The organism is Fulvimonas yonginensis, from assembly GCF_037137055.1.
GTDB classification, from domain to species: Bacteria; Pseudomonadota; Gammaproteobacteria; order Xanthomonadales; family Rhodanobacteraceae; genus Frateuria_A; species Frateuria_A yonginensis.
In genome coordinates this window covers 41635-63466 of the sequence record NZ_JBBBNY010000002.1, presented here as the reverse complement: position 1 = coordinate 63466, position 21832 = coordinate 41635, and the positions used below count along the sequence as shown (strand labels likewise).

General features: G+C 71.3%; 13 protein-coding genes. 4 read left to right on the top strand and 9 right to left on the bottom strand.

The features are described 5' to 3' along the window. The first annotated feature begins 2 nt into the window (after positions 1-2). The 3 genes from WAT24_RS03340 (at position 3) to metK (ending at position 3674) form a co-directional block, all read left to right on the top strand. Positions 3-1118, top strand: coding sequence for a PepSY-associated TM helix domain-containing protein (locus WAT24_RS03340; protein WP_336806418.1), 1116 nt, complete (start codon positions 3-5; stop codon positions 1116-1118). A 71-nt stretch (positions 1119-1189) separates the two neighbouring features. Next, positions 1190-2182 carry a tRNA dihydrouridine synthase DusB gene (dusB, locus tag WAT24_RS03335; protein WP_336806417.1) on the top strand — a complete coding sequence of 331 codons (993 nt, stop codon included), beginning with the start codon at positions 1190-1192 and terminating at the stop codon, positions 2180-2182. A gap of 280 nt (positions 2183-2462) precedes the next feature. Continuing rightward, positions 2463-3674, top strand: a complete 1212-nt coding sequence (gene metK / locus WAT24_RS03330; protein WP_336806416.1) for a methionine adenosyltransferase — start codon at positions 2463-2465, stop codon at positions 3672-3674. A 53-nt stretch (positions 3675-3727) separates the two neighbouring features. Here metK and WAT24_RS03325 read toward each other — a convergent pair whose 3' ends face one another. Together WAT24_RS03325 and WAT24_RS03320 are read right to left on the bottom strand one after the other, a co-directional pair. Next, a complete protein-coding gene (locus WAT24_RS03325) occupies positions 3728-5860 on the bottom strand; it encodes an amylo-alpha-1,6-glucosidase (protein ID WP_336806415.1) in 2133 nt (710 codons plus the stop codon). Then, positions 5860-6933, bottom strand: a complete 1074-nt coding sequence (locus WAT24_RS03320; RefSeq protein WP_336806414.1) for a glycosyltransferase family 4 protein — start codon at positions 6931-6933, stop codon at positions 5860-5862. The genes WAT24_RS03325 and WAT24_RS03320 overlap by 1 nt, the downstream gene beginning before the upstream one ends. Positions 6934-7017: 84 nt before the next feature. Between WAT24_RS03320 and WAT24_RS03315 the strand changes: the two genes are divergently transcribed. Then, positions 7018-8889: an ATP-binding cassette domain-containing protein gene (locus WAT24_RS03315; protein WP_336806413.1), complete on the top strand. Its 1872-nt coding sequence runs from the start codon at positions 7018-7020 to the stop codon at positions 8887-8889. A 55-nt stretch (positions 8890-8944) separates the two neighbouring features. Here the strand turns inward: WAT24_RS03315 and WAT24_RS03310 are convergent, their stop codons facing one another. From WAT24_RS03310 to ppc, 7 genes are all read right to left on the bottom strand, one after another. Further along, the gene (locus WAT24_RS03310) at positions 8945-10315 is read right to left on the bottom strand and encodes a sensor histidine kinase (RefSeq protein ID WP_336806412.1); all 1371 of its coding nucleotides are present in this window, start codon (positions 10313-10315) and stop codon (positions 8945-8947) included. Continuing rightward, entirely contained in the window at positions 10299-11693 is a 1395-nt protein-coding gene (locus WAT24_RS03305) for a sigma-54-dependent transcriptional regulator (RefSeq protein WP_336806411.1), read from the bottom strand. Before WAT24_RS03305 ends, WAT24_RS03310 begins: the two co-directional genes overlap by 17 nt. 154 nt (positions 11694-11847) lie before the next feature. Further along, positions 11848-14277 (bottom strand): ADOP family duplicated permease, encoded by a 2430-nt coding sequence (locus WAT24_RS03300; RefSeq protein ID WP_336806410.1) that lies wholly within the window; start codon positions 14275-14277, stop codon positions 11848-11850. Between the two features lie 58 nt (positions 14278-14335). After that, positions 14336-16777 carry an ABC transporter permease gene (locus tag WAT24_RS03295; RefSeq protein WP_336806409.1) on the bottom strand — a complete coding sequence of 814 codons (2442 nt, stop codon included), beginning with the start codon at positions 16775-16777 and terminating at the stop codon, positions 14336-14338. Continuing rightward, positions 16774-17538 carry an ABC transporter ATP-binding protein gene (locus WAT24_RS03290; protein ID WP_336806408.1) on the bottom strand — a complete coding sequence of 255 codons (765 nt, stop codon included), beginning with the start codon at positions 17536-17538 and terminating at the stop codon, positions 16774-16776. The genes WAT24_RS03295 and WAT24_RS03290 overlap by 4 nt, the downstream gene beginning before the upstream one ends. Positions 17539-17661: 123 nt before the next feature. Further along, on the bottom strand, positions 17662-18915 hold the full coding sequence (locus WAT24_RS03285; protein WP_336806407.1) for an efflux RND transporter periplasmic adaptor subunit: 1254 nt from the start codon (positions 18913-18915) through the stop codon (positions 17662-17664). Between the two features lie 135 nt (positions 18916-19050). Next, positions 19051-21816, bottom strand: coding sequence for a phosphoenolpyruvate carboxylase (gene ppc, locus WAT24_RS03280; RefSeq protein WP_336806406.1), 2766 nt, complete (start codon positions 21814-21816; stop codon positions 19051-19053). Positions 21817-21832: the final 16 nt, after the last annotated feature.

The following is a 21832-nucleotide window of genomic DNA, read 5'->3' as shown; positions in this document are numbered from 1 at the left end:
GCGTGCGCGACGCCGTTCGTCAGGCCGTACCGGTCCGATCCGCCGCACACGGGCTGCGCCACTGGCTGCGCAAACTGCACCTGTGGCTGGGCCTGAGCCTGGGCACGGCCTATGCACTGGTCGCGTTGAGCGGCAGCGTACTGGCCCTGCAGGGGCCATGGCTGCGCGCGGCGCACCCGGAACTCGCCAGGCACACCCTGCCCACGCCGGCGCAGGAAGCGGCGGTGCTCGGGCGGATCGCGCGCGAATGGGCCCCACGGGGCCTGCGCGGCGCCGACCTGCCGGATGCGGATCTGCCCGTGTGGCAGCTCTACTTCGACGGCGGCGCGCGCCGCTACCTGGATCCGGCCAGTGGCGAGCTGCTGCTCACCCGCTCGGCGGGCAACGACGTGCTGCTCGCCCTGCGCGACTGGCACACCCGCCTCCTGGCGGGGCACGCCGGCGAAACCTGGCTGGGCGTGCTCGGCTGGTCCAGCCTGATCCTGCTGGTCTCGGGGGTGGTGCTGTGGTGGCCCGGGCGCGGGCGATTCCTGGCACACCTCAAGCCGCATGCGCAGCCACCGGTGCGGCGCTGGCTGACCTGGCACCGCAGCTTGGGCGCGCTGAGCCTGCCGCTGCTGTTGCTGGTGACCCTGACCGGCACCTCGATGTGCTACCACGCCGGCACGCGGCAGGCGCTGCAGGCATTGTTCGCCGACGCGCGGGAGTCGCCGCCGCCGGCGCCGATCGGCTCGCGCGAGGACCCGATCGACTGGCCGGCCGTGCTGGCGGCCGCGCGCGGCGCCTTGCCCGGCGCGACGTTGAGCCGCGTGACCCTGCCGAGCGAGCGCGACGGCCGCCTGGTCATCCGCGCCCACGTGCCGGGCGAGTGGAATCCCACCGGCCGCAGCATGATCTGGATCGACCCCTACCGGGTACGCGTACTGGGCGCCGTCGACGCGACCGGTGCGGACACCGGCGCGCAGGTGAACAATGCGATCTATCCACTGCACGCCGGCACCACCGGACCGGTCTGGCGCACGCTGGTGTTCGTGTCCGGGCTGCTGCCGCCGTTCTTCCTGGTGACCGGCTTCCTGTTCTGGCGCGCCCGCACCCGACGACGCGGTGCGGCACCGTAGCTTCCGCCGGCCGCTCCGGTGCGGCCGCGGCGGGCTGAAGCCCGCCCTGCGCGACCCCGTACAATAGGCGGATGCAGATCGGCCCCTACCGCATCGACCCGCCCGTGGTGCTCGCGCCCATGGCCGGGGTCACCGACAAGCCGTTCCGCCTGCTGTGCAAGCGGCTGGGCGCAGGGCTGGCCGTGTCGGAGATGACCACCGCCGATCCCCGGCTGTGGCACACCCGCAAGTCGCTGCATCGCATGGATCACGCCGGCGAACCGGAGCCGGTCAGCGTGCAGATCGCCGGCTACGACCCGGCCATGCTGGCCGAGGCGGCGCGCTTCAATGTCGCCAACGGCGCGCAGATCATCGACATCAACATGGGCTGCCCCGCCAAGAAGGTGTGCAACGTCTGGTCCGGCTCCGCCCTGCTGCAGGACGAGCCGCTGGTGGCGCGCATCTGCCACGCGGTGGTCCGCGCGGTCGAGGTTCCGGTGACGCTGAAGATCCGCACCGGCTGGGACCGCGAACACCGCAACGCGCTTAACATCGCGCGCATCGCCGAGGACAGCGGCATCGCGGCGTTGTCGGTGCACGGCCGCACGCGCGCGGACAAGTACGAGGGCGAGGCCGAGTACGAGACCATCGCCGCGGTGAAGGCCGCCGCGCGCATCCCGGTGCTGGCCAACGGCGACATCACCACGCCCGAGCGCGCCCGCCACGTGCTCGAGGTCACCGGCGCCGACGCGGTGATGATCGGCCGCGGCGCGCAGGGGCGACCCTGGATCTTCCGCGAGATCGCGCACTACCTCGCCACCGGCGAGACGCTCCCCGAGCCCGCACCGGCCGAAGTCGCCGCCATCCTGCTCGGCCACCTCGAGCACCTCTACGCCTTCTACGGCGAGCACGCCGGCGTACGCATCGCGCGCAAGCACCTGGGCTGGTACGCCAAGGACCGGCCGGAGAACGCGGCGTTCCGGCACGTGGTCAACTGCGCCGAGAGCGCTTCGGAGCAGCTGCGGCTCACGGCCGAGTACTTCGAAGGACTGGCCGCGGGCATCGCCTTCGAACGCGCCGCCTGAGCGAAACCCGGCTCTCCCGATCTCCTGTGCGAGCGAGCTTGCTCGCGATGTCTTTTCCGGCACCCATCCTGCGCCAGAGCGGGAAGGTATCGCGAGCAGGCTCCGCTCCTGCAACGTCCGTGGCGCAAATGGCCCGCATCTGGCCGTCCAGCCGTCCGCCGGCTGAACGGGCATGAAACCTTCACCCCTGGATAGTAGGCTGGCCTGCAAACCGCCGCGCGCGCGTGTATCATGCGCGGCTTCTTTATCTCTGTATCCGAAAGGAAGGATATAAACCGCGATGAGCAACTACCTCTTCACCTCCGAGTCGGTGTCCGAAGGCCATCCGGACAAGGTCGCCGACCAGATTTCCGACGCCGTCCTCGATGCGATCCTGGCGCAGGATCCGCGCGCGCGCGTCGCGTGCGAGACGATGGTGAAGACGGGCGTGGCCATCGTCGCCGGCGAGATCACCACCTCCGCCTGGGTCGACCTCGAGGCGCTGACCCGCAAGGTGATCCTGGACATCGGCTACGACAGCTCGGACGTCGGCTTCGACGGCGCCACCTGCGGCATCCTCAACCTGATCGGCAAGCAGTCGCCCGACATCAACCAGGGCGTGGACCGCAAGAAGCCCGAGGAACAGGGCGCCGGCGACCAGGGCCTGATGTTCGGCTACGCGACGAACGAGACGAAGGAGTTCATGCCGGCGGCGATCTACTACTCGCACCGCCTGGTCGAGCAGCAGGCCAAGATCCGCAAGAAGAAGAACTCGCCGCTGCCGTGGCTGCGCCCGGATGCCAAGAGCCAGGTCACCCTGCGCTACGAGAACGACGTCGCCGTCGCCATCGACGCCGTCGTGCTCTCGACCCAGCACGATCCGGGCGTCAAGCAGAAGGACCTGGTCGAGGCCGTGCGCGAGGAGATCTTGAAGCCCGTGCTGCCGGCCAAGCTGCTGCACAAGGGCACCAAGTTCCACATCAACCCGACCGGCAAGTTCGTGATCGGCGGCCCGGTGGGCGACTGCGGCCTGACCGGGCGCAAGATCATCGTCGACACCTATGGCGGCTGGGCGCGCCACGGCGGCGGCGCGTTCTCCGGCAAGGACCCGTCCAAGGTGGACCGCTCGGCCGCCTATGCGGCGCGCTACGTCGCCAAGAACGTCGTGGCCGCGGGTCTGGCCGACCGCTGCGAGGTGCAGGTGTCCTACGCCATCGGCGTGGCCGAGCCGACCTCGATCTCGGTGACCACCTTCGGCACCGGCAAGATCAGCGACGAGAAGATCGAGAAGCTGATCCGCAAGCACTTCGACCTGCGTCCGTACGGCATCATCAAGATGCTCGACCTGATCCACCCGATGTACCAGCAGACGGCGAGCTACGGCCACTTCGGCCGCGCCCCCTACGAGGTGAAGGCCGCCGACGGCAGCACGTTCACTGCGTTCTCGTGGGAGAAGACCGACAAGGCCGAGGCGCTGCGCGCCGACGCCGGGCTCAACGGCAGGCGCAAGTAGGCCATCGGCCGCACCAACGGGCCGCCCCGGGGCGGCCCGTTTTTTTTGGCGCGCTACACCTTGGCCAGAATCCGCACGTCCATCGAGCCACCGGCGCGGAAGGCGACCGTGCGTGCGCCGATGCGCTCGAAGCCCAGGTCGATGGTGTCGCCGCCGACGTCGAGCTTGTGGACGGTGAGGCGGTCGAGGCCGTCGGGCAGCCTCGGACGGTCGATGCGCACCTCGCCGCGGCGACCGTCCACCTCGATGCCCAGGCAGGCCTGCAGCATCATGAACACGGAGCCGGCGGCCCAGGCCTGCGGCAGGCAGGCCACCGGGTAGGCGATCGGCGGTTCGCCGGTGGCGCGCGGGAAGCCACAGAACAGTTCCGGCAGGCGCATGCCGAAGTGGACGGCCGCCTCGAAGGTCTCGCCGAGCAGGCGCACGGCGTCCTCGCGCTCGCCGTAGTGCGCCATGCCGGCGGCGCAGAAGGCCACGTCGTGCGGCCAGACCGAGCCGTCGTGGTAGGACATCGGGTTGTAGCGCGCCTGCTGCATGGCCAGGGTGCGCACACCCCAGCCGCTGTCGAACGGGGCCGTGCGCAACTGGCGGATCACCTTCTTCGCGCGCCACAGCTTGGGCAGCCCCACGTAGAGCAGATGGCCGACGTTGGATGCGCGCACGCGGCAGAGCGTGTCGCGGCCGTCGCGGGCAATGCCGTAGGTGGACAGCTCCTCGTCCCAGAACAACTCCTCGACCGCCTTGCGCATCGCCAGTGCGCGGTGCCGCCAGTGCTCGGCCGCGTCCTCGTCGCCGCGCCGCTCGGCCAGCCGCGACATGGCGCGCAAGGCCGCGAACACGTAGCCCTGCACCTCCACCAGAGCGATGGGCGCGGGCGGAATCGTGCCGTCGGCGTGGAACACCGAATCCTCGCTGTCCTTCCAGCCCTGGTTGAGCAATCCGCCCTTCTCGCCCTGCGCGTAGGTGAGGAAGCCGTGCGGATCCTGGTCGCAGGTGCGTTCGATCCAGCCCATCGCGGCCGTGAGCGAGGGCCACAGCCTGTCGATGAACACCTCGTCGCCGGTGCGCTCGGCGTAGGCGCCGGCGAGCATGATGTAGAGCGGCGTGGTGTCGACGCCGCCGTAGTAGCGCCCGAACGGCACCTCGCCCAATTCGGCCATCTCGCTCTTGCGCGTCTCGTGCATGATCTTGCCCGGCGCCGAGTCGCGGAAGCTCGAGGTCTCCCGCGCCTGGTGCTCGGCCAGGTAGCCCAGTACGCCGCGCGCCAGGCCGGCATCCAGCCACAACAGCTGCATGGCGGTGATGATGCCGTCGCGGCCAAACGGCGTGGCGAACCAGGGAATGCCGGCGCAGGGATAGGGGCCGGTGGGAAAGTCGCTGACAAGCAGCGCGATGTCCGCCCGCGAGCGCTCGAGCCAGTTGTTGAACAGCCTGGCATTGCTGCGCGGCCGGGCGCCGTGGCCGCGGCGCTTGCGCATGGCACGGCGGGCCTCGGCGGCGGCCGCGCGGAAGCGCTCGCGCGAGGGCTGCACGCGCTCGGGGCCCACTTCCAGGTAGAGCTCGGTGCGGCTCAGACGCGGCAGCACCAGGGCGAGTTCGGCCGCGTCGCCGGCGAGCCGGTCGGGAGGGGCGGAGAAGCACACCACCGAGCAGCGCGTGACGCCATCGAGGCCATCGTAGCGCAGGGCCACCGCGTCGGCGTCGACCTGCGGCGCATGCAGGGTGCCTCGGCGCGCCCGCGGCGTGCCGCGCACCTCGAAGATGTCGCGGAAATCGGCGGCGAAACGCAGGGTCAGCGTCACCCGCACCTCGCTGTCGCCGTAGTTGACGCAGGAGATCCGCTCGTACAGGCGCGCCCCCCACAGGAAGCGCACGCGCTCCAGATGGATCACGCCCTGCGGCGTGGCGCGCTCACCCATCGGCGGCAGCGGCTTGTTGCTCAGGTTGGAGGTGAACAGCACGTTGTCGTGGCTGATCGCGGCGCTGAGCAGCGAGGGCGGCTTGCCGCCCAGATCCAGCCGGAACTCCGACAGCATGCGCGTGTCGTTGTGGAACAGCCCGTCGGCACCTCCCCGGATGTCGCCGAAGGCATCGCAGACCACGAAAGTGTCCCCGGATTTCAGCGAGTACTGCCCGCGCGCGGTGCCAGCCGAAGGGGTTTCGTCGTCTCGGGTGGCTTCACTCATCATCCTGCCTCGTATGCAAGCGGCCACGCAGGCAACGCGGGCGCGACGCGGCAGCGGCGCTCGTACAGGTCCACGTAGTTGCTGGCCATGATCTCTGCGGAAAAGCGGCGTTCGAAGACGGCCCGGACCTGGCGTCGGTCGATCGTGCCGAGGCGGCGCACGGCCTGCACGGCCTCGGCCTCGCTGTCGACGATGAAGCCGTTGACGCCGTCGTCGACGACCTCGGGCACCGAGCCACAGTTCCACGCGATCACCGGCGTGCCGCAGGCCATCGCCTCGATCATCACCAGGCCGAACGGCTCGGGCCAGTCGATCGGGAACAGCAGGGCGGCCGCGTTGCCGAGGAAGGTCTCCTTGGCACCGTCGTCGATCTCGCCGATGAACTCGACCAGGGGACTGTCCAGCAGCGGCCGGACCACTTCATGGAAGTAGGCGCGGTCGGCGACGTCCACCTTCGCGGCGATCTTCAGCGGCATCCCGCTGGCCAGGGCGATCGCGATCGCGCGATCGGGGCGCTTCTCGGGCGACATCCGGCCCAGGAAGGCCAGATAGTGCCCCTTCGGACGCGGATGCGGGCGGTAGAGGTCGGCCGGCAGTCCGTGCGCCACGGTGCCGGCCCAGTGGGCGAAGCGCAGCGGCTCGCGCTGCTGGTGCGAGATCGACACCAGCGGGTACTGCGGCCAGCGGCGGTACACCTCGGGCAGGTCCTTGAGATCCAGCCGCCCGTGCAGCGTGGTGATCGTGCGCCCGGCGCAGTCCTCGAACAGGGGAAAGTGCAGCATGTCGACGTGGAAATGCAGCACGTCGAATTCGTCCGCACGCCGGCGCACCTCCTGCAGCATGGACAGGTGCGCGGCGAGTTCGGATTTCAGAGGATTGGGGTCGAGCCGGATCGCCTGGTCGCGTACCGCGACCAGCCGGGCCCGGGTGCGCGCGTCGGCGGTGGAGAACAGCGTGACCTCGTGGCCGAGATCGACCAGCGCGTCCGTGAGGTAGGCGACGATGCGCTCGGTGCCGCCGTAGAGGCGCGGGGGCGTGGATTCGCAAAGAGGTGGGATCTGGGCAATGCGCATGGATATCCTCCGCGCCGCCGCCTCCGGCAAGCGGCGCGCGTTCTCAAGGGCCTTGTGCGCGCCGCATTCCGCTAGACTTCGCGGATGTCCCTGATCCAATTGCAGCGCGTCGATTTCAGCATCGGCGGTCCCCTTCTGCTGGCCGGTGTCGACCTGTCGATCGAGCGCGGCGAACGCGTCTGCGTCGTCGGCCGCAACGGCGAGGGGAAGTCCACCCTGATGAAGCTGATCGCCGGTGAATTGCAACCCGACGACGGTGAAGTGAGGGTGCAGAACGGCGTGACCGTGGCGCGAATGGCGCAGGAAGTGCCGCAGTCCACGCATGGGCCGGTGTTCGACGTGGTGGCCGAGGGCCTCGGAGACCTCGGCCGCCTGCTGGCGCGCTACCACCATCTGCTGGGCACCGGGGATCTCGACGCGCTGGGCCAGGTGCAGGCGCAGATCGAGACGCGGCAGGGCTGGGATCTTGACCGGCGCGTGAACGAGGTGCTCGCGCGGCTGGAGCTGCCTGGCGAGACCGACTTCGCCGCGCTGTCCGGCGGCATGAAACGGCGCGTGCTGCTGGCGCAGGCACTGGTACGGAAGCCGGACGTGCTGCTGCTGGACGAACCGACCAATCACCTGGACATCGAGGCGATCGGCTGGCTCGAGGGCTTCCTCAAGAGCTTCGACGGCTCGATCGTCTTCATCACCCACGACCGCAGCTTCCTGCGCGCGCTGGCCACACGGATCGTGGAGATCGACCGCGGCCGGCTCACCGACTGGCCCGGCGACTACGACAACTACCTGCGCCGGCGCGAGGAGCGCCTGCATGCCGAGGCGCAGGCCAATGCGCTGTTCGACCGCAAGCTGGCGCAGGAGGAAGCCTGGATCCGCCAGGGCATCAAGGCGCGGCGCACGCGCAACGAAGGCCGCGTGCGGGCGCTCAAGGTGATGCGCCGCGAACGCGCCGAGCGGCGCGAGCTGGCCGGCACGGCCCGGATGACGCTGGCCGGCGCGCAAGCCTCCGGCAAGAAGGTGATCGAGCTCGATCACGTGCACCAGAGCTACGGCGGACGCGTGCTGATCGACGATCTCTCCACCACCGTGATGCGCGGCGACCGGGTGGGCATCATCGGCCCCAACGGCGCGGGCAAGAGCACGCTGCTGCGGATCATGCTCGGCGAGATGACGCCGGAGCACGGTCGGGTCGAACGCGGCACCGGCCTGCAGATCGCCTACTTCGACCAGCACCGCGTGCAGCTGGACGAGAACCTCAACGCCCTGGACAACGTGGCGCAGGGCCGCGAGACCATCGAGCTCGGCGGCCAGCGCAAGCACATCGTCGGCTACCTGCAGGACTTCCTGTTCTCGCCCGAGCGGGCGCGCGCACCGATCACCCGCCTGTCCGGCGGCGAGCGCAACCGGCTGCTGCTGGCCAAGCTGTTCTCCCAGCCCTCCAACCTGCTGGTGATGGACGAGCCGACCAACGACCTGGACATCGAGACGCTGGAGCTGCTGGAAGAGCTGCTGGCCGATTACCCGGGCACGCTGCTGCTGGTGTCGCACGACCGCGCCTTCCTCGACGCGGTGGTCACCAGCACGCTGGTGCTGGAGGGTGACGGCAAGGTCGGCGAATACGTCGGCGGCTACAGCGACTGGCTGCGCCAGCGCCCGACGCCGCCTGCGCCCGCGAGCGCAGCGGCGCCCTCGTCCGCGCCGGCACCTCCGGCACCCGCACCGGCACCGCAGGCAGCCAAGCGCAAGCTGAGCTTCAAGGACCAGCGCGAGCTGGAACAGTTGCCCGCGCGCATCGAGAAGCTGGAAACGGACATCGCGCAGCGCACCGCGGCCATGAACGAGCCGGCGTTCTTCCAGCAGGACAGCACGGCCATCGTGCAGGCCAACGACGCCCTCGCGAAGCTGCAGACCGAACTCGACGCGGCCTACACCCGCTGGTCCGAGCTGGAAGGCTGACCCGGCCGACCACCGCGGCATGCCCGTCCAGGCGCCGGTGCGAAGGCGCGGGGTGTCACCCGGGCGACGCCACCGGAGTGAGCGGCAGCCACAGCCGGGCCCGCGCACCGCAGTGGCCGTCCTCGCGCGGCGCGAGCGACACGCCGCCGTCGTGCCCCTCCGCGATCTGCCGCGCCAGCGCGAGGCCGATGCCGGAGCCGCCCGGCTTGGTCGTGAAGAACGGCACGAATAGGTTGTCGCTGGGCGGCGGCCCTTCGCCGTCGTCCTCGATCTCGATGCAGGCGCACTCGCCGTCGCGGCGCCAGCGCACCCGCACTTCCGCCCTAGCGGCCTCGACCGCGTTGCCGATCAGGTTGATCAGGGCCTGCTCCAGCTGGTCGGCATCGGCCACGACGGCCAGTGGCTCGCCCGCCTCCACCGTGATCTGCAACCGTGCCGGCCCGGCGGCGGGGACCAGTCGCGCGACCTTGCCGATGAGCTCTCCCAGATCGAACGCGACGCGCTGCGGCGGCGGCAGGCGCGCCAGCCTGCTGTAACCGGCGAGGAAACGAGCCAGCGCACCGGCGCGGTTGCCGATCAGGTCCAGCCCGCCGCGGAAATCCTCGCGCCAGTCCTCCGGCAGGGGCTCGCGCGCCACCAATGTCGCCAGCGTGCCGGCCATCGACTGGATCGGCGCCAGCGAATTGTTCACCTCGTGCCCGAGCACGCGCAGCAGGCGCTGCCAGGCGGCGCGCTCCTCTTCGCGCAACACGCGCCCGACGTCGTTGACCACCAGCAGCCGGCCGCCGCGTCCGCCCGCGCGCAGCGCGGCGTGGCGCAACTGGAAGCGTCCGCTGCGTCCGGGGAAAGCGTGCACCGCGACCCTGTCGGCAGGGCCTTCCAGCAGCCCGGCCAAGCCCAGCTCGGCGGCGGTCAGGCCGAACAGCTTGTGGCGCTCGCCGTCGAGCAGCCGCTGCGCAGCCGGGTTGAGCAGACGCAGGCGCGAGCGCTCGTCGAACACCATCACAGCGCTGTCCAGCGCTGCGAGCGTCTTGCCCAGCAGATGGGAGGATTCCTCGAAGTCCAGCCGCTCCTGCTGCAGCCGCTCGGCCAGCGCGTTGAGGTCGTACACCACGTCGCCGAGCACGCCGCCCGCCACCCCGCGCAGGCTGTAGTCGCCCTCGCGCAACGCCTCGAGCAGGCCGGCCAGGGTGTACAGCGGAAACACCACGCGCCGGTATTGCCAACGCGCGAGTCCGGCGGTGGCCGCTGCCATCGCCACCAGCCACGCCCAGCGCAGGGTGGTCTCGGACGGCGGCCACCACGCGAGCGCCAGCGCACCCAGCAAGCCGGGCGCGGCCACCAGCAGGCTGCCGCCGAGCACACGGCGCTCGAAGCGCGGCATGCGCCCGGCATGCGCGGCGCCGGACTCAGTCCGTGTCGACATGGGTGCCGGCCGGGCGCAGCTCGTGCTTCTCCAGCCGCCGGTACAGCGACTGGCGGGTGATGCCGAGCGCATCGGCGGCGTGCTGCAGGTTGCCCGCGTGCCGTTCCATGGCGCGCGCCACCAGCCAGGCCTCGGCCTGCTCCAGGGTCATGCCATCCAGATCCTGCGTGGGCTGCGCGGACGCGCCGAAGTTGAGCGCCGCCGCCTCGACCTGGTCACGGTCGGCCAGCAACGCGGCGCGCTCCATGAGGTGCTGCAGCTCGCGCACGTTGCCCGGCCAGCGCCAGTCGAGCAGGGCCCGCTCGGCCGAGGGTGCCAGTCGCAGGCCGTGGCGACCGTAGCGCTGGGCACTGCGAGCGAGGAAGGCGCGCGCCAACGGCAGGATGTCCTCGGCGCGCTCGCGCAGCGGCGGCAGGCGCAGCTCCAGGGTGTTGAGCCGGTAGAGCAGATCGCGGCGGAACCGCCCCGCCGCCACCTCCTCGGCAAGGTCGGCATTGGTGGCCGAGATCAGCCGCACGTCGACGCGTTGGGTGCGCGAGGAACCGAGCCGCTCGAACTCGCCGTCCTCCAGCACGCGCAGCAGTTTGGGCTGCTGCGACGCCGGCACGTTGCCGACCTCGTCCAGGAACAGCGTGCCGCCGTCGGCCAGTTCGAAGCGGCCGATGCGTTCGCCCTTGGCATCGGTGAAGGCGCCGCGTACGTGGCCGAACATCTCCGACTCGAACACGCTCTCAGCGATGCCGCCCATGTTGACCTTGACCAGCGAGCGCCCGGCGCGCGCCGAGCGCTCGTGCAGGCGCTGCGCGATCACGCCCTTGCCGGTGCCGTTCTCGCCCAGCACCAGCACGTTGGCGTCGCTCGGGGCGATCCGCTCGAGCATCTCCAGCACGCGGCGCATCGGCGCCGACTCGGCCACCAGCTCGGTGGCGCCGGCGCCGCGCAGCAGCGCGTTCTCCGCCTCCAGCCGGCGCTGGCGGCGGGCGCCCTCGCAGAGCGCGATCTGCGCACGCAGCACGCGCAGCAGGCGTACGTTGTCCCAGGGCTTCTCGACGAAGTCGACGGCGCCGCGGCGCATCGCCTCCACCGCCAGCGGCACGCTGCCCCAGGCGGTCATCACCACCACCGGCAACTCCGGCGCCTGCTCGCGCAGCCGCGCCAGCAGTTGCAGCCCCTCGTCGCCGGAGGTGGTGTCGCGGGCGTAGTTGAGGTCGATCAGTGCACAGGCGAACTCGCGCTTGCGCAGCGCGTCCAGCGCGGCAGCCGGGCTTTCGGCGGCCACGCTGGCCAGCCCGTCGGACTTCAGCAACAGGCGCAAGGCCTCGCGCACGTCGGCCTGGTCGTCGGCCAGCAATACGGTTGGTTCGGGTTTGGTGTTCATGCGCTCGCCCGTGACTCGGGGTGAAGCATAGCGCCGGCACACCGACTCCACTGTCCCCGCGGCGCAAAGCACCCGACGCCACGCGGGACGGCGGATCGGTGCATGCGGCCGCATCGGGACCGGACCGCACGGCGGGTGCGCCTCGCCATCGGCTTCAGTCGCCGCGCAGGGCCCGCATGGGATGCACGCGGGACGCACGCACCGCCGGCCACACGCAGGCCAGCATCCCGGCCGTTGCCAGCAGCAGGCACACGCCCAGCAGCGCGACCGGATCGAGCCCGCTGGCGCGGTTGAGCAGCCGCATCAGGGCCTCGGACAGCAGCCGGGTCGCCACCAGGGCCACGGCCAGGCCGATCAGCAGCCCCCAGGCGATCTGCACCATCCCGCCGCGCAACACCAGCCGCACCAGCCTCACCGGTGGCGCGCCCAGGGCCGTGCGCACGCCGAACTCCCGCTCGCGCGCGGCGACGGCCACCGCCATCACCGCGTACAGTCCCGCCGCGGCGAGCAGCAGGGCGAGCCCGGAGAACAGGCCTACCAGCAGCAGTTCGAGCCGCAGCCGCATCGTCGTCCCGCGCACGACATCCCGCATCGCGCGCAGGTTGGCGAACGGCTGCTCCGGGGCGACCTCGCCCATCGCGGCACGCACGCCCTCGCGCCACTGCATCGGCTCGCCGTGGCCGCGAAGCACGAAGCGCAGCGGTTCGTAGCCACGGAAGATCGCCAGCGTGTCCTCGGGCATCTGCGCCAGGGGCACGTAGAGCATCGGCTCGGGCGCATGCAAGGGACCGCGCTGATAGGTGTCCTCCACGACACCCACGATGCGCGCCGACCAGGCATGCTCGCCCTCGCCCTGCTGGATCGTCTTGCCGAGCGCGTGGCCCGCGAACTTCGCGTCGGCGAGGTTGCGGCTCACGATCGCCACCGGCTCGGCGCCCTGCCGGTCGTCGCGCTGGAAAGTGCGCCCCCGCAACAGGCGGATGCCGAACAGCTCGAAATACCCCGGCGCCACGCCGTGGTATTGGACATAGAACTGCGGCCCGCCCGGGAGATGCAGGTCGCCCATGTTGAACTGGTCCCTGGCCCCACCACTGGGCAGGTTCGTGGCGGCGCTGACCTCGGTGACGCCGGGCAGGGCGCGCAGGCGCTCCTGCAGGCGCTCGGAAAGATCCCGCACCGCGGCCGCGTCGGGGTAGCGCGCCTGCACGGGCGCCACTTCGAAGGTGAGTATGTGCTCGGCTTCGAAACCCAGCGAGCGTTGCGAGGCGTCGTACAGCGTGCGCGCGATGGTACCCGCGACGCACAACAGGATGGCCGCGAGCGCCACCTGGGCGATCACCAGGGCTCGGCCGAGCCGGCCGCTGCGCACGCCCAGCCCGCTGCGTCCTCCTTCTCGCAACTCGTCCACGGCCACGGCGGCGCGACTGCGCCACAACCCCAGCACTGCCGCGACCAGCGCCCCGCACAACCCCACTGCAAGCGCCAGCCCCCAGGCGAACCCACCCAGGCGCACCTGCCCTGCCGACAGCCATTCGGCCGGAATCACGCCTTGCAGCAGCCCGAGCCCCAACTTGGCCAGCGCCAGGCCGAGCAAGGCGCCGCACAACCCGACCAGTGCGCCTTCGCTCATGGCCGGCAGCATCAGGCGCATGGCCGGTGCACCCAGCGCGGCGCGCACCGCCACGTCGTGCCCGCGGGAGAGCATGCGCATGAACATCAGGTTGACCAGGTTCACCAGGGCGATGGCTAGCACCAGCAGCGCACTGCCCAGGAACACCGTCAGCAGCGAACGGGCATCCCGGTGTTGCCAGTCGAGCAGGCGTTCGGCGCCGCCACGCGCCTGCTCCCACTGGGGTTCGCCCAGGTCGCGATACGTGGCGCGCAGGCGCGCGTCGACCTGCGCGCCGACCTGCCGGATGGACGTGCCCGCGGCCAGCCGGGCGATCGCCGCGTAGTTCGTGCCGCTGTCCGTGCTGTTGGGCGGCAGCGCCATCGGCAGCGCGATGGCACCGTCGTTCATGAGGTCGGCGAACGCGGCCGGCAGCACGCCGACGATCGTATGCGGCACGCCTTCCACCTGCATGCGCCGTCCGATCACCTGCGGGTCGCCACCGAAGCGGCGCAGCCACAGGCCATGGCTCAGCATCACCGCCTTGGGCCCGTTGGGCTGGTCTTCCTGGGCGTCGAAGTTGCGTCCCAGCACCGGGCGCAGGCCCAGGGTGGGCAGCAGGGTGCGGTCGAAGTACGCCACCGTCACCTGCTCGGGCTCGCCCGCTCCGGCGATGTTCGCCACCGTACCTCCACCGAGCAGCCCGATCGAGCGCACGCCCTCGATCTTCCCCAGATGCTGGTAGGCCTGTTTGGAGATCGCCCATACCTCGCCGCCGTGAACGTTGCCCACGATCGCCAGGCGCTCGACGTCCGGCAGCGGCGAGGGCTTCAGCAGCGTGTTCTGGATCAGCGCGAATACCGCCACGCTGGCGCCGATGCCCAGCGCCAGCACGCCGGAGGCCAGCAGCAGGAAGGCGGGACGCCGCAGGCTGGCGCGCCAGGCGCGCGCGATTTCATTGAGCCAGATGTTCATGTCGTGTGCCTTCTTGCCGGCCACCGGCCGTCGATGTGTGCCAACCCGCGACTCATGCCTATTCCCCCCGCAACGCGCGCATCGGCGGCACCCGCGCCGCCCGCAGCGCCGGCCGCAGGCACGCGAGCAGGCCCGCCAGGACCAATGCCAGGCACGTGCTGCTCGCTACCGCCACGTCCAGTCCGCGGATCGCATTGAACGAAGCGACGGGAAGAACCGACAGGATGCGCGAAAGCCCCAACGTGGCGGCCACGCCCAGCGCAAGGCCGAGCGCGATCTGCAACAACCCACCACCCAGCACCAGCCGCGCGAGCCGTCCCGGTGACGCGCCCAGGGCCAGGCGCGCGCCGAACTCGCGCTCGCGCGCGGCAACGGCCACGGCCATCACCGCGTAAAGGCCCGCGACCGCCAGCAACAATGCCAATGCGGCGAACACCCCGATGAGCAACAGGTTCAGGCGGGCATCGGCCGTGGTTGCACCCACGATGCTGCGCATCGTGCGCAGCCTGGCGATCGGTTGCCTGGGCGCCATCTCGGCCATGGCTGCACGCACGCCTGCGCGCCAGCCGTCCGGGTTGCCGTGTCCGCGAAGCACGAAGCGAAGCGACTCCAGTTCGCGGAAGATCGCCATCGTGGACTCGGGCATCTGCCCCAGCGGCACGTACACCACCGGCTGGTGGGGTTGCAGCGGCCCCCGCTGATAGGTGATGCCCGCCACCCCCACGATGCGGGCCTGAATCGGCGTTCCCGTTGCGACCTCTATGCCGATCGTCTGGCCGAGCGCGCGCCCGCCGTAGTACCTGTCGGCCAGGTCCTGACTGACGATCGCCACCGGCTCGCCGCCACGCACGTCGTCCTTGGTGAATTGCCGTCCGCTGCGCAGCGGTATCGCGAACAGATCGAGGAACTCCCGGTCGACGCCGTGGAGCTGTGCCTGCAAGTGATCGCCAGCCGGCGTGCGCATGCCGTTGTTGAACGAGCCGTAGTTGTCGTCGCTGGTGGGCAGGTTGGTCGCCACGGCTGCCCCGGTCACGCCGGGGATCGTGCGCAGCCGCTGCAACAGTCCGCGCGAGAACCGCTCCATGGATGCCAGGTCCGGGTTGTCGCTCTTCAGCGGTGCCAGATCGAAGGTCAGCACATGCTCCGGGTCGTACCCCAACGGCAAGCGCGAGGCGTCGTACAGCGCATGCAGCAACGCGCCCGCGGTGCACAGCAGGACCGCCGCCAGTGCGACCTGCGCGACCACCAGCGTTCGGCTCAGACGGCCATTGCGGAGGCCGATGCCGTGACGTCCGCCTTCGCGCAGCTCTTCCACCGTGACCGTGTCGCGACTGCGCCACAGGCCCAGCGCGGCAGCCAGCCACGCGCCGAGCAAGCCGATGCCGGTGGCCATCAGCCACGCGCCCAGACCAATGTGGATGCGGCCGCCCCACATCCATGGCGCGGGAATGAACCCCTGCAGCAGACTCAGCCCGCAGCCAGCCAGCGCCATGCCCAACAACGCGCCGCAACCACCAACGAGCAGTCCCTCGCTCAGCGCCGGAAGCAGCAGCCTGAGCCGCGGGGCGCCCAATGCCGCACGCACGGCCGCATCGTGGCTGCGTGACAGCGCGCGCAGCAGCATCAGGTTGGCCAGGTTGACCAGGGAAATCAGCAGCACGGCCGCGGCGCTCGCCAGGAAGAGCATCAGCACCGGCCGGGTCTGTTGCTGGAAAGCGTCGGCGAGGCGCTCGGCCCCGAAGCGCGGGCGTTTCCAGTCGCCACCCATGCCCATGTCGCGAAACATCGCGCGCTCGTGCGCGTCGGCCTGTGCCGAGACGGTCGCGATATCGGCGCCGTCCACCAGGCGACCGATCGCGATGGCGCCGTTGTGGTTGTAGTCGCGGCTCGCGGTCGGCAAGGCGGTCGGCAGCATCACGTCGCCCGGACCAAGCAATGTGTTGAAGGCGGCCGGCAACACCCCGACGATCGTATGCGGCGTCCCTTCGATCTCGAGGCTGCGCCCGATCACCTTGGGATCGCCGCCATAGGCTCGCAGCCACAGTCCTTCGCCGAGCATCACGGCCTTGGGGCCGCCGGGGCCGTCTTCGCGCGCCGTGAAGTTGCGTCCGAGGAGCGGCCTCAGGCCGAGCGTCGGCAACAGGTTGCGGTCCAGGCGGATCGCCGGCACCTGGGCCGGTGCGCCCGCGCCGGCCATGTTCACCGCGGCGCCGAAATGGGCCAATCCCATCGACTGCAATGCTTTCGGCGGCCCTAGGTACTGGTATTCGTGCGGGGAAAGACCGCCGACATGGCCGTTGTCCCACCACGGCCCCAGCACGACCAGCCGGTCGGCCTGCGGCAACGGCAGCGGCCGCAACACGGTGTTCTGGATCAGCGCGAACACCGCCACGCTCGCACCGATCCCCAGCGCCAGTACGCCGGAGGCCAGCAGCAGGAACCCAGGCCGCCGAAGGCTCGCCCGCCATGCGCGCCAGACCTCGCCGACCCAGACGTTCACGCGCCGACCTCGATGCGGCTGCCGATCAGCGCATCGAGGCGCTGCTCGTCCTCGCGACGCAGGCGCTCGAAGGTTTCCTCGTCCACGACGCGGCCGTCGAACAGGCGGATCTTGCGCTGGGCGAGCTCTGCGTAGCGCGCGTCGTGGGTCACCATGCAGATGGTCGCGCCGCCCTTGTGCAACTCGTCGAGCAGCGCCATCACGGCCTCGCCGTTGCGCGAGTCGAGATTGCCGGTCGGCTCGTCGGCGAGCAGGATGGCCGGCTTGCCGACCAGCGCGCGCGCCACCGCCACGCGCTGCTGCTGGCCGCCGGACAGCTGCGCCGGGTAGTGGCGCATGCGGTGGGACATGCCCACGCGCTCCAGCGCCTCCTGCACCCGCGCGCGCCGCTCCGTGGCGCCGATGCCGCTGCGGTAGGTGAGCGGCAGTTCCACGTTCTCCTGCACCGACAGGTCGCCGATCAGGTTGAACGCCTGGAAGATGAAGCCGATCTCAGCGTTGCGGATGCGCGCGCGCTGCGCCGCGTTGAGCGCGGCCACGTCGTGCCCGTTCAACACGTAGCGTCCGGCGCTGGCGGTATCGAGCAGGCCCAGGATCGACAGCAAGGTGGTCTTGCCGCAGCCGGACGGCCCGGAGATCGACACGTACTCGCCGTGCGCGACGCTCAGGTGCACGTCCGAGAGTGCATGGGTTTCCACCTCGTCGGTCTGGAAGACCTTGCGGATGCCTTCGAGGGTGATGACGTTGCTGGTCGGGTTCATGGGTTCTCCTGGAAACACGCGTCGCCCCGGCGGAAGGGCGCTATGTAGGCGACAGCGGGCTGCCGCGATGGTGCAGTGGCCGCGGGCCCGCGCACAGGGGGCGCCGCCACGGGCATGGCGAACTCAGCGGATGCGGATACGGTCATAACCGTCCCACTGGCTCGTGTCGGAGAGGATCACGCGGTCACCCGCCTTAAGGCCGCGCAGCACCTGCACGCGATCGACCGAGGCGGCGCCGATGCGCACCGGCACCCGCGTGGCCGTGTCGCCACCGGCATCCAGGCGGAACAGGCTCAGGTCACCGTCGGCCTTGGCCAGCGCCGGGCGTCCCACCGACAGCACGCCATCGAGCCGCGCGATGCGGATGCGGCCGTCGACGGAGAGATCCGGGCGCGCCCCCGGCGGCAGGCGTCCCTGCAGTGCCACGTCCACCTGCACGCTGCCGTTGCGCACGGCCGGGTCGATGCGTTCGACGCGCCCCGCCACCACGCCGTTGTGGGTATCCACGCCGACCGGCATGCCCATGGCGACGTCCTTGGCCTGCACCTCCGGCACCTGCAGCCGGGCGATCAGCACGTCCGGCCGCGCCACGCGCGCGAGGCTGGCGCCCTCGGCGACGCGCGCGCCTTCCTGTACCGCGACCTCCTGCAGCACGCCGTCGATGCCGGCGGTGACCTGCAGCGCGTCGGCCTGGCGCTGACGCAGCAACAGGTTGCTGCGCTGCTGTTGCGCGCGCGCCTCGATCGCATTCATCTGCGCCTTCATGCTGGCGGCGAAGTTGTCCACCCGCTCCTGCTCGATGGCCATCCGCGACTTCAGCTGCCCGAGCGCGATCAGGCCCTGCTCGTACTGCACGCGGGGGATCAGGTCCTTCTTCACCGCCTTGGCGTCCGCCTCGGCCTTGACCTTGGCCGAGGCGTAGTCCGAGCGCGCCTGGGCGAGGGCGACGCGCTGGTCCAGCAACTGCGAGTGCAGTTCGGCGCGCTTGGCGGCCACGTCCGCCTCGGCGGCGGCGAGCTGCGCCTGCGCATTGCGCAGGTTGTCCTCGACCTCCGGGTTGCCCAGGCGCATCAGCACCGTGTCGGGCTTCACCGTGGCGCCCGGCCAGACCAGGATCTGCTGCACCTGCGCCGCGGTGGCCGCGGCAAGCCAGCGGCTCGAGCGCGGCACCAGCGTGCCGGTGGCGCGCACCTCCTGCAGCATGTCGCCGCGCTGCACGGTATCGATCCACAGGCTGGCGCGCTCGGCGGTCGGCAGCGCGGGGCCCAGGCGCAACAGCACGACGGCGAGCACCGCCACGACGAGCGCGGCGATGGCGGCGCCCCAGCGCAGCCGCCGGCGCTTGCGAAGCTTGTACGTGGTGTTGGTGATGTCCATGGCGCATCGTTGGCAACAGGCGTGCCAACGGCGAGAACCGCGCCACGCCGTAGGTCGCCCCTGGCCAGGTGCGCCCCGGCCGTCCGCTTTCGGATGGCCGTCATCCGCAGGCGGACGCACCCTGCCGGAGCGCGCTCAGCCGGTGTTCTGCAGGCCCTGGGCGACGCCGTTGACGCAGGCGACCAGCGCCCGCAGCAACGCGTCGTCCTCCCGCTCGCCGGCCCGCCAGCGGGCGAGCAGGTCCACGGTGAGCAGGCTCATGGGATCGACGTAGGGGTTGCGCAGCCGGATCGAGACCGCCAGGCGAGGGTTGTCGGCGAGCAGCGCGTCGCTGCCGCGCAGGCGCAGCATCCATGCGCGGGTGCGCTCGAACTCCTCGCGGATCGGCGCGAAGAACGGCGCGTGCAGCTCGCCGGCCAGGCGCGAGAAGGCCTCGGCGATGTCGAGGTCGCACTTGGCCAGCACCATCGCCACGTCATCGAGGGCGTTGGCGAGGAACGGCCAGTCCCGGGCCATCTCGGCCAGCGCCGCCTCGCCGAAGTCGGCGGCCCCCTGTTCCAGTGCGCTGCCCAGGCCGTACCAGCCGGTGATGATCGAACGGCACTGGGTCCAGGCGAACACCCACGGGATCGCGCGCAGGTCTTCCACGCCGCGCATGCTGCGACGTCGCGCCGGCCGCGAGCCCAGGGTCATGCGCTCGACGACATCGATCGGCGTGGCGCTGCGGAAGTACTCGACGAAGCCCTCGCGCTCGACCAGCGCGCGGTAGTGCCGCCGGCTGTGCGCGGCCAGCGTCGCCATGCGCTCGCGCCAGGCTGCTTCGCGCCGCTCCTCCGCGCGCGGACGCAGCGAGGCGCGCAGTACCGCGCTCACGGTCTGTTCCAGGTTGCGCAGTGCCAGCGCGCGGATGCCGTACTTGCGGTGGATCACCTCGCCCTGTTCGGTCACCCGCAACACGCCGGCCACCGAGCCGCGCGGCGAGGACATCAGCGCCGGCGCCATGCGCGCGCCACCGCGGCTGGCCGAACCGCCGCGACCGTGGAAGAAGGCCAGCGCGATGCCGGCCTCCTTCGCCACCTGCAGCAACTCCACCTGCGCGCGCTGCAACGCCCAGCGCGAAGCCAGGGTGCCGCCGTCCTTGCCGCTGTCGGAGTAGCCGAGCATGACCCACTGGCGCTCGCCGCGCGTGCGCAGGTGCGCGCGGTAGACCGGATCGTCCAGCAGCGCGCGCAAGGTGGCGGGCGCGTGCTCGAGGTCGTCGATGGTCTCGAACAGGGGCGCGATGTCGAGGGGCACGCTCCGAGCCTGGCCGTCCCGTCCGGGGCTGGAAGCGAAGCCGTGGGCGTCGTTGCCGGTGGCGCCAGCGGAGTGCGTGAAACCGCCGTACCGGGCCAGCGCCAGCACCGCCAGCACGTCGGCGGCGGAACGGGCCATGCTGATGACGTACAGGCCGATGGCGTCTGCACCATAGCGTTCGCGTGCCTGGCCCAGGGTGGCGAAAACATCGCGCAGCGCGGCGGCGCCGGCATCGTCGCAGCCTGCGAAGGCCGTCCCGCCTCCGGCGTAGGGTCGCAGGCGTGCCGCACGCTCCGCGGCGCCGCGCTGCGGCCACCGCGGGTCCTCGAGCAACGCCGCCAGTGCCTCGTCGTGCACCCGCGAATCCTGTCGCACGTCCAGTCGTGCGAGGTGGAAGCCGAAAGTACGCACGCGCCGGATCAGCCGCCGCACGGCATAGGCGCCGGCGTGCAGGCCGCGGTGGGCGAGCAGGCTGCGCTCGATCAGCGCCAGGTCGTCGAGCAGCCCGGCCGGCGAGGCGTAGCCCTCGGCGCCCTGTTCCCCGGTCGCCTCCAGCCGCGCGCCGACCAGGGTGAGCAGGCAGCGATAAGGCATGTCGGCATGGCGCGGACGGATGCGCGCGGCTGCCTGCGGCAGGCGCGCGCGGTAATCGGCCAGGCGCGCGCCCAGCGCCGGGTCGACCGCCACCCGCCCTTCGGTCTGGCTGAGCAGCCGTGCCAGTGCGACGACGTCGGCGAGGTAGCGCTCCAGCACGTGCGCGCGCTGGGTGGCCAGCGCGGCGGCGATGGTGTCGGCGCCGACGTTGGGGTTGCCGTCCATGTCGCCGCCGACCCAACTGGCGAAGCCGAGCAGGCGCGGCAGCGGCACCGCCACGCCGTAGACCGCCTGCAGCGCGTCGTCCAGCGTCTCGTACAGCGCCGGCACGATGCGGTAGACCGGGTTGGCCAGGTAGAAGCCGACATGGTCGTGCTCGTCCTGCACGGAAGGGCGCACCGGCGAGGCCTCGGCGGTCTGCCAGGCGGTGGACAGCGCCATGAAGATGCGGTCTTCGTCCTCGGCGCGCTCCTGCGGGGTACGGCCGGCATCGAAGTCGTCGACCAGCGCGCGCACGATCGCCTGCTCCTTTTCCAGCAGCGAGCGGCGCACCGCCTCGGTGGGGTGGGCGGTGAACACCGGCTCGATCCACAGGCGCCCGAGCCAGCCCAGCAGCTCCTCTGTGTCCACGCCCTCGGCCCGGAGCCGGGCCAGCACGTCGAGCAGCGACTCGGGCTGCGGCGCGCTGCCCTCGCGCTGGTAGTCGCGGCGGCGCCGGATGCGGTGCACCCGTTCGGCGGTGTTCACCGCCTGGAAATAGGTGGCGAAGGCGCGGGCCAGCGCCTCGGCCTGGCCCGCCTCGAGCCCGGCCAGCGCGCCGGCGAGGGCGTCCGGCGGCGCGCCCTCGCGACGGCGCCGGATCGCCGCCTGGCGCACCGCCTCCACCTTCCGGAAGAAGCCCTCGCCTTCCTGCTCGGCGAGCATGCGCCCGACCAGCGCGCCCAGGCGACCGACGTCCTCGCGCAGCGGGCCGTCGTGCGGCAGGTACTCCTCCTCGGGCGTGTGCGGCATGGCGGGCTCCGTCGCG

Bases quoted from the DNA above. Each gene is read 5' to 3' on its own strand.
- dusB (WP_336806417.1), top strand. From the start codon at position 1,190: ATGCAGATCGGCCCCTACCGCATCGACCCGCCCGTGGTGCTCGCGCCC.
- metK (WP_336806416.1), top strand. From the start codon at position 2,463: ATGAGCAACTACCTCTTCACCTCCGAGTCGGTGTCCGAAGGCCATCCG.
- WAT24_RS03315 (WP_336806413.1), top strand. From the start codon at position 7,018: ATGTCCCTGATCCAATTGCAGCGCGTCGATTTCAGCATCGGCGGTCCC.
- WAT24_RS03305 (WP_336806411.1), bottom strand. From the start codon at position 11,693: ATGAACACCAAACCCGAACCAACCGTATTGCTGGCCGACGACCAGGCC.
- WAT24_RS03285 (WP_336806407.1), bottom strand. From the start codon at position 18,915: ATGGACATCACCAACACCACGTACAAGCTTCGCAAGCGCCGGCGGCTG.
- WAT24_RS03290 (WP_336806408.1), bottom strand. From the start codon at position 17,538: ATGAACCCGACCAGCAACGTCATCACCCTCGAAGGCATCCGCAAGGTC.
- WAT24_RS03325 (WP_336806415.1), bottom strand. From the start codon at position 5,860: ATGAGTGAAGCCACCCGAGACGACGAAACCCCTTCGGCTGGCACCGCG.
- WAT24_RS03310 (WP_336806412.1), bottom strand. From the start codon at position 10,315: ATGTCGACACGGACTGAGTCCGGCGCCGCGCATGCCGGGCGCATGCCG.
- WAT24_RS03320 (WP_336806414.1), bottom strand. From the start codon at position 6,933: ATGCGCATTGCCCAGATCCCACCTCTTTGCGAATCCACGCCCCCGCGC.
- ppc (WP_336806406.1), bottom strand. From the start codon at position 21,816: ATGCCGCACACGCCCGAGGAGGAGTACCTGCCGCACGACGGCCCGCTG.
- WAT24_RS03300 (WP_336806410.1), bottom strand. From the start codon at position 14,277: ATGAACATCTGGCTCAATGAAATCGCGCGCGCCTGGCGCGCCAGCCTG.